At 63.2% G+C, this 831-nt stretch carries 1 protein-coding gene and 1 pseudogene; one reads left to right on the forward strand and one right to left on the reverse strand.

Features of this window, described 5'->3' with window-relative positions; translation table 11 throughout:
• Positions 1-481, reverse strand: a 481-nt coding sequence (locus tag EOA38_RS37860; RefSeq protein WP_145966350.1) for a MarR family transcriptional regulator, incomplete at its 3' end; no start/stop codon positions are given.
• A gap of 99 nt (positions 482-580) precedes the next feature.
• Between EOA38_RS37860 and EOA38_RS37865 the strand changes: the two are divergent.
• A pseudogene (locus EOA38_RS37865) lies at positions 581-831 on the forward strand (EamA/RhaT family transporter); the annotation flags it as partial.

Here is an 831-nt window from a genome sequence, read left to right on the forward strand (position 1 = left end):
TCAGACTTCCGATCAGCTTTTCCAGCAATTTTGCCAATGCCTCCCGGTCTTCGCGCGTCAGGCCGGCGAGGGTCCGGTGCTCGTTGGCGACATGGGCGGCAAGCGCCTCATCGATGAGCTCGAGGCCTTTGGCGGTGAGCTGGACAACAACCCCGCGCCGGTCGCTGGGATGCGGCGCGCGCTGGATCAGGCCGGCCTTTTCCAGCCGGTCGAGGCGGGCAGTCATGGCGCCTGACGTCACCATCGTCGCTTCATAGAGCTCGGTCGGTGTCAGGGCGTAAGGCGTGCCTGAGCGACGAAGCGTCGCCAGCACGTCGAATTCGCCTTGCTGCAGTCCGAAGCGGGCGAAGAGCGGCGCCAGCCGGTCCCGCGAGATCAACGATGCGGCTTCGCTCAACCGCCCGATCACGGCCATCGGCGAGACGTCGAGATCCGGTCGTTCGCGCTTCCACTGCTCGATCGCCCTCGCCGCACGGTCCATGTGCCTCACCGCAAAGTATCTTGACGTTAAGAATCTTTGCGCTATCTTATCTTAAGATGGACAAGCGGCCAAGCGCCGATCGAAGCACGGAGCCGTCTAATGAAGAAACTTCTCTGGGATTCGGCACTCGGCCTTCTGCTCGTCACCGGCGGATTGCTCGGCATGACTCTGCCTTTCGGCAAGCTCGCGACAACCGCCGGCGTGCCGGCCATGGTCTGGGCTTTCGTCATCTCATTCGGCGCCGGCGGCGTTTTGCTGGTAGCACTTCTGCTGCTTGGCCAGCGCATCCGGCTGACGGCGCGCAAGCTCCGCTATTTCTTCGTCACGGCGGCTGTGTCCTATGCCTTTCC

The organism is Mesorhizobium sp. M1E.F.Ca.ET.041.01.1.1, from assembly GCF_003997355.1.
In the GTDB taxonomy this organism is placed as follows: domain Bacteria; phylum Pseudomonadota; class Alphaproteobacteria; order Rhizobiales; family Rhizobiaceae; genus Mesorhizobium.